The 6879-nt window shown below is 42.3% G+C and carries 5 protein-coding genes and 1 tRNA gene; 5 read left to right on the top strand and 1 reads right to left on the bottom strand.

Annotated elements, in window-relative coordinates:
- Positions 1–52 precede the first annotated feature (52 nt).
- A tRNA-Pro gene (locus QM409_RS09885) sits at positions 53–126 on the top strand.
- A 16-nt stretch (positions 127–142) separates the two neighbouring features.
- Here QM409_RS09885 and QM409_RS09880 read toward each other — a convergent pair.
- On the bottom strand, positions 143–1447 hold the full coding sequence (locus QM409_RS09880; RefSeq protein ID WP_414305633.1) for an ISL3 family transposase: 1305 nt from the start codon (positions 1445–1447) through the stop codon (positions 143–145).
- Between the two features lie 210 nt (positions 1448–1657).
- Here QM409_RS09880 and QM409_RS09875 point away from each other — a divergent pair, with 210 nt between their 5' ends.
- The 4 genes from QM409_RS09875 (at position 1658) to leuS (ending at position 6868) form a co-directional block, all read left to right on the top strand.
- On the top strand, positions 1658–1924 hold the full coding sequence (locus tag QM409_RS09875) for an ACT domain-containing protein (protein ID WP_000644124.1): 267 nt from the start codon (positions 1658–1660) through the stop codon (positions 1922–1924).
- 9 nt (positions 1925–1933) lie between these two features.
- Complete coding sequence (locus QM409_RS09870) at positions 1934–3271, top strand: PFL family protein (protein ID WP_414305634.1); 1338 nt, start codon at positions 1934–1936, stop codon at positions 3269–3271.
- A 243-nt stretch (positions 3272–3514) separates the two neighbouring features.
- Positions 3515–4207: a histidine phosphatase family protein gene (locus QM409_RS09865; protein ID WP_414305635.1), complete on the top strand. Its 693-nt coding sequence runs from the start codon at positions 3515–3517 to the stop codon at positions 4205–4207.
- Positions 4208–4366: 159 nt separating this feature from the next.
- Positions 4367–6868 carry a leucine--tRNA ligase gene (gene leuS, locus QM409_RS09860; RefSeq protein WP_414305636.1) on the top strand — a complete coding sequence of 834 codons (2502 nt, stop codon included), beginning with the start codon at positions 4367–4369 and terminating at the stop codon, positions 6866–6868.
- The last annotated feature ends 11 nt before the right edge of the window (positions 6869–6879 follow it).

Genomic DNA, 6879 nt, shown 5'->3' with positions numbered 1-6879 from the left:
AATCAGGCGGTTAGAGGTTCGACTCCTCTAGGGTGCATTTTTCTATTTAACTCGGGAAGTAGCTCAGCTTGGTAGAGTACTTGGTTTGGGACCAAGGTGTCGCAGGTTCGAATCCTGTCTTCCCGATTTATTATCTGGGTACCTATGGTACCTTTTTATACTTAACAACTGTAGTGGGTTGAAGAAAAGCTAAGCTCGAGAAAGGACGAAATTTCGTCCTTTCTTTTTTGATGTTTAGAGCGATAAAAATCCGTTTTTTGAAGTTTTCAAAGTTCTGAAAACCAAAGGCATTGCGTTTGATAAGTTTGATGAGATTATTAGTCGCTTCTAATTTTGCGTTAGAATAAGGTAGTTGAAGAGCGTTGACGATTTTCTCTTTGTTCTTTAGAAAGGTTTTAAAGACAGTATGAAAAAGAGGATGAACCAGCTTAAGATTGTCCTCAATGAGTCCGAAAAATTTGTCTGCCTCCTTGTTCTGAAAGTGAAAAAGCAAGAGTTGATAGAGATTATAGTGGTGTTTCAAGTCTTTTGAATAGCTCAAAAGCTTGTCTAGAATCTCTTTATTCGTTAAGTGCATACGAAAAGTAGGGCGATAAAAACGTTTATCACTGAGTTTACGACTATCCTGCTGGATGAGCTTCCAGTAGCGCTTGATAGCCTTGTATTCATGAGATTTTCGCTCAAATTGATTCATGATTTGAACACGGACACGACTCATAGCACGGCTGAGATGTTGGACAATGTGAAAGCGGTCGAGAACGATTTTGGCACACGGAAAAAGCTGTTTAGCTAAGGCATAGTAAGGGCTAAACATATCCATTGTAATGATTTTCACCCGACAGCGAACAGATCTATCGTATCGAAGAAAATGATTTCGGATGATAGCCTGTGTTCTGCCTTCAAGGACAGTAATGATATTGAGACTGTCAAAATCTTGCACAATAAAACTCATCTTTCCCTTAGTGAAGGCATATTCGTCCCAAGACATGATTTCTGGAAGATGAGAAAAATCATGCTTAAAACGGAAATCATTAAGCTTGCGAATGACAGTTGAGGTTGAAATAGATAGCTGATGTGCAATATCGGTCATAGAAGTCTTTTCAATCAGCTTTTGCGCAATTTTTTGGTTGATGATACGAGGAATTTGGTGATTTTTCTTTACTAGAGGAGTCTCAGCAACCATCATTTTTGAGCACTGATAGCACTTAAAACGGCGTTTTCTAAGGAGAATTCTAGTAGGCATACCAGTTGTTTCGAGGTAAGGGATCTTAGACGGTTTTTGAAAGTCATATTTCTTCATTTGACTCCCACAATCAGGACAATATGGAGCCTCACAATCTAGTTTGGCGATTATTTCCTTGTGGGTATCCCTATTGATGATATCTATAATTTGGACATTAGGGTCTTTGATATCGAGTAGTTTTGTGATAAAATGTAATTGTTCCATATGAATCTTTCTAATGATGGTTTGGTCGCTTTTCATTATAGATCTTATGGGACTTTTTTTCTACCCTAAAATAGGCTCCATAATATCCATATGGGATTTACCCACTACAAATATTATAGAGCCTTTTTAGTTAGAATTATGCTATACTATTTGAAAAGAATCCTGTTTAATGTTCAGGTTTCTTATTTTAAGAAGAATTGGAGTTTGCTTATGAAAGCGATTATAACTGTTGTTGGTAAAGATAAATCTGGAATTGTTGCAGGTGTTTCTGGTAAAATTGCAGAATTGGGTTTGAACATAGACGATATTTCTCAAACTGTCTTGGATGAATATTTCACGATGATGGCTGTCGTCTCTAGTGATGAAAAGCAAGATTTTACTTATCTTCGTAATGAATTTGAAGCTTTTGGGCAAACTTTGAATGTGAAAATTAATATTCAGAGTGCAGCAATTTTCGAAGCTATGTATAATATCTAGGAGGTGCACATGGATATTAGACAAGTTACTGAAACCATCGCCATGATTGAGGAGCAAAATTTCGATATCAGAACTATTACCATGGGAATTTCCCTTTTGGACTGTATCGATCCAGATATCAATCGTGCTGCGGAGAAAATTTATCAAAAGATCACGACAAAGGCGGCTAATTTAGTAGCAGTTGGGGATGAAATTGCAGCTGAGTTGGGAATTCCAATCGTTAATAAGCGTGTATCGGTGACTCCTATTTCTTTGATTGGTGCAGCGACAGATGCGACAGACTATGTGGTTCTGGCAAAAGCACTCGATAAGGCTGCGAAAGAGATTGGTGTGGACTTTATCGGTGGCTTCTCTGCCTTGGTACAAAAGGGTTATCAAAAGGGAGATGAGATTCTCATCAATTCTATTCCTCGTGCTTTGGCTGAAACGGACAAGGTCTGCTCGTCAGTCAATATCGGCTCAACCAAGTCTGGTATCAATATGACGGCTGTGGCAGATATGGGACGAATTATCAAGGAAACGGCTAATCTATCTGATATGGGTGCAGCTAAGTTGGTTGTATTTGCTAATGCTGTTGAGGACAATCCGTTTATGGCAGGTGCCTTCCACGGTGTTGGGGAAGCGGATGTTATCATCAACGTCGGAGTTTCTGGTCCTGGTGTGGTGAAACGTGCCTTGGAAAAAGTTCGTGGACAGAGCTTTGATGTAGTAGCCGAAACAGTTAAGAAAACTGCCTTTAAAATCACTCGTATCGGTCAATTGGTTGGTCAAATGGCTAGCGAGAGACTGGGTGTGGAGTTTGGTATTGTGGACTTGAGTTTGGCGCCGACTCCTGCGGTTGGAGATTCTGTTGCATGTGTCCTTGAAGAAATGGGGCTAGAAACAGTTGGAACGCATGGAACGACGGCTGCCTTGGCTCTCTTGAATGACCAAGTTAAGAAGGGCGGAGTGATGGCCTGCAACCAAGTCGGTGGTTTGTCTGGTGCCTTTATTCCTGTTTCTGAGGATGAGGGAATGATTGCTGCAGTGCAAAATGGTTCTCTTAATTTGGAAAAACTAGAAGCTATGACGGCTATCTGTTCTGTTGGTTTGGATATGATTGCTATTCCAGAAGATACACCTGCTGAAACCATTGCGGCTATGATTGCAGATGAAGCTGCAATTGGTGTCATTAACATGAAAACTACGGCTGTTCGTATCATTCCAAAAGGAAAAGAGGGCGATATGATTGAGTTTGGTGGCCTATTAGGAACTGCGCCTGTTATGAAAGTCAATGGGGCTTCGTCTGTTGATTTCATTTCTCGTGGAGGGCAAATCCCAGCACCAATTCATAGTTTTAAAAATTAAGATAATAGGAGAAATTTTAAGTTCTATTTAAGGTTGGATGTGTATACTATAGTCATTAAATAAAGACCTCCTAATATTATTTGAAACAGATAACACTGATTTAGTTTGAATTTGATTTTCATCTAATATCTTTATTTAATGAACTCCTAAACTTTTTCATAATAATCTCCTGCAAAAGTCGCCTGTATGGGTGGCTTTTGTTTTATCATCCATGATATAATAGAAGCAAACGGAGGACGGAAAATGGTAAAAGTACGATTGTATTTGGTACGTCATGGCAAGACCATGTTTAACACGATTGGTCGCGCGCAAGGTTGGAGCGATACTCCCTTAACGTCTGAAGGTGAGCGAGGGATTCAAGAGTTAGGAATCGGTTTGCGAGAATCTGGTCTACAGTTTGAGCGCGCTTATTCCAGTGATTCTGGTCGTACCATTCAGACCATGGGAATTATCCTTGATGAACTTGGTTTGCAAGGGAAAATCCCTTATCGTATGGACAAGCGTATCAGAGAATGGTGTTTTGGTAGCTTTGACGGAGCCTACGATGGTGATCTTTTCATGGGAATCATTCCTCGTATCTTTAATGTGGACCATGTTCATCAATTATCCTATGCTGAACTGGCTGAGGGCTTGGTAGAGGTTGATACAGCTGGTTGGGCTGAAGGCTGGGAAAAACTCAGTGGCCGAATCAAGGAAGGTTTTGAAGCGATTGCCAAAGAAATGGAAGAGCAAGGTGGGGGCAATGCTCTCGTTGTCAGCCATGGAATGACCATTGGAACCATTGTTTATCTGATTAATGGCATGCATCCGCATGGTCTCGATAATGGTAGCGTGACAATCCTTGAATATGAGGACGGCCAGTTTAGCGTAGAAGTTGTCTGCGACCGTAGTTACCGAGAACTAGGACGTGAGAAGATGGAAGAGACAAATAGTTAATAGAAGTTAGCTCCAAATGAGGGCTAATTTTTATACTGCTACATAAGCTGGATTTGCGATTCGGTCTTTCTTGCCATCCAAGTCCAAAAGAACATTTCTCGTCTTTCAAATTCCCTCAAAAATGGTATAATAGTAACATCACAAAATTGGAGAGAGACCATGAGTTTTTACAATCATAAAGAAATTGAGCCTAAGTGGCAGGGCTACTGGGCAGAACATCATACATTTAAGACAGGAACAGATGCATCAAAACCGAAGTTTTATGCTCTTGATATGTTCCCTTATCCGTCTGGAGCGGGTCTGCACGTAGGACACCCAGAAGGCTACACAGCAACTGATATCCTCAGCCGTTACAAACGTGCGCAAGGCTACAATGTCCTTCACCCAATGGGATGGGATGCCTTTGGGTTGCCCGCAGAGCAATACGCTATGGATACGGGGAATGACCCAGCAGAATTTACAGCGGAAAACATTGCCAACTTCAAACGTCAAATCAATGCGCTTGGATTTTCTTATGACTGGGACCGTGAAGTTAACACAACAGATCCAAACTACTACAAGTGGACTCAGTGGATTTTCACTAAGCTTTACGAAAAGGGCTTGGCCTATGAAGCGGAAGTGCCAGTAAACTGGGTTGAAGAGTTGGGAACAGCGATTGCCAACGAAGAAGTTCTTCCTGACGGAACTTCTGAGCGTGGAGGCTATCCAGTTGTCCGCAAACCAATGCGCCAATGGATGCTTAAAATCACTGCCTATGCAGAGCGCTTGCTCAATGACTTGGATGAGTTGGATTGGCCAGAATCTATCAAGGACATGCAGCGCAACTGGATTGGTAAATCAACTGGTGCCAATGTAACCTTTAAAGTTAAGGGAACAGATAAGGAATTCACCGTCTTTACCACTCGTCCTGACACCCTTTTCGGTGCGACTTTCACTGTTTTGGCTCCTGAGCATGACTTGGTTGACGCTATCACAAGTCCGGAGCAAGCTGAGGCTGTAGCTGACTACAAACACCAAGCCAGCCTCAAGTCAGACTTGGCTCGTACAGACCTTGCCAAGGAAAAAACAGGTGTATGGACTGGTGCTTATGCTATCAACCCTGTCAATGGTAAGGAAATTCCAATCTGGATTGCAGACTATGTTCTTGCTAGCTATGGGACAGGTGCGGTAATGGCTGTTCCAGCCCACGATCAACGTGACTGGGAATTTGCCAAACAATTTGACCTTCCAATCGTCGAAGTACTTGAAGGTGGAAACGTTGAAGAAGCTGCCTACACAGAAGATGGCCTTCACGTTAATTCAGACTTCCTAGATGGATTCAACAAAGAAGACGCTATTGCCAAGATTGTGGCTTGGTTGGAAGAAAAAGGCTGTGGTCAAGAGAAGGTTACCTACCGTCTCCGCGACTGGCTCTTTAGCCGTCAACGTTACTGGGGTGAGCCAATTCCAATCATTCATTGGGAAGATGGAACTTCAACAGCTGTTCCTGAAAGTGAATTGCCACTTGTCTTGCCTGTAACCAAGGACATCCGCCCTTCAGGTACAGGGGAAAGTCCACTAGCTAACTTGACAGATTGGCTTGAAGTGACTCGTGAAGATGGTGTTAAAGGTCGTCGTGAAACCAACACCATGCCACAATGGGCAGGTTCAAGCTGGTATTACCTCCGCTATATTGATCCACATAACACTGAGAAATTGGCCGATGAGGATCTTCTTAAACAATGGTTGCCAGTAGATATCTACGTGGGTGGTGCAGAGCATGCTGTTCTTCACTTGCTCTACGCTCGTTTCTGGCACAAATTCCTCTATGACCTCGGTGTCGTTCCAACTAAGGAACCATTCCAAAAACTCTTTAACCAAGGAATGATTTTGGGAACAAGCTACCGTGACCACCGTGGGGCTCTTGTGGCAACCGATAAGGTTGAAAAACGTGACGGTTCTTTCTTCCATGTGGAAACAGGGGAAGAGTTGGAGCAAGCACCAGCTAAGATGTCTAAATCGCTCAAGAACGTGGTTAACCCTGACGATGTGGTGGAACAATACGGTGCCGATACCCTTCGTGTTTATGAAATGTTTATGGGACCACTTGATGCTTCGATTGCTTGGTCAGAAGAAGGTCTGGAAGGAAGCCGTAAGTTCCTTGACCGTGTTTACCGCTTGATTACAAGTAAAGAAATAGCTGCGGAAAACAATGGCGCTCTTGACAAAGTTTACAACGAAACTGTTAAAGCTGTCACAGAACAAATCGAATCCCTCAAATTCAACACAGCCATTGCCCAACTTATGGTCTTTGTCAATGCAGCTAACAAGGAAGACAAACTTTATGTAGACTACGCCAAAGGCTTCGTTCAGTTGATTGCACCATTTGCACCTCACTTGGCAGAAGAGCTCTGGCAAACAGTTGCAGCAACAGGAGAATCTATCTCTTATGTAGCTTGGCCAACTTGGGATGAAAGCAAATTAGTTGAAGACGAAATCGAAATCGTCGTCCAAATCAAAGGAAAAGTTCGTGCCAAATTGATGGTTGCTAAAGACCTATCACGCGAAGAATTGCAAGAAATTGCTCTGGCTGACGAAAAAGTCAAAGCGGAGATTGACGGTAAGGAAATCGTGAAGGTGATTGCGGTACCGAACAAACTCGTTAATATCGTTGTGAAATAAGAAATGAATCC

The sequence above is a fragment of the Streptococcus mitis genome (assembly GCF_047465045.1).
Taxonomy (GTDB): domain Bacteria; phylum Bacillota; class Bacilli; order Lactobacillales; family Streptococcaceae; genus Streptococcus; species Streptococcus mitis_DT.
Note: the sequence above shows the minus strand (reverse complement) of the source record. Positions and strands in the feature narration are given on the sequence as shown.

Coding starts and splice junctions, on each gene's coding strand:
- QM409_RS09880 (WP_414305633.1), bottom strand. CDS start 1,447: ATGGAACAATTACATTTTATCACAAAACTACTCGATATCAAAGACCCT.
- QM409_RS09875 (WP_000644124.1), top strand. CDS start 1,658: ATGAAAGCGATTATAACTGTTGTTGGTAAAGATAAATCTGGAATTGTT.
- QM409_RS09870 (WP_414305634.1), top strand. CDS start 1,934: ATGGATATTAGACAAGTTACTGAAACCATCGCCATGATTGAGGAGCAA.
- QM409_RS09865 (WP_414305635.1), top strand. CDS start 3,515: ATGGTAAAAGTACGATTGTATTTGGTACGTCATGGCAAGACCATGTTT.
- leuS (WP_414305636.1), top strand. CDS start 4,367: ATGAGTTTTTACAATCATAAAGAAATTGAGCCTAAGTGGCAGGGCTAC.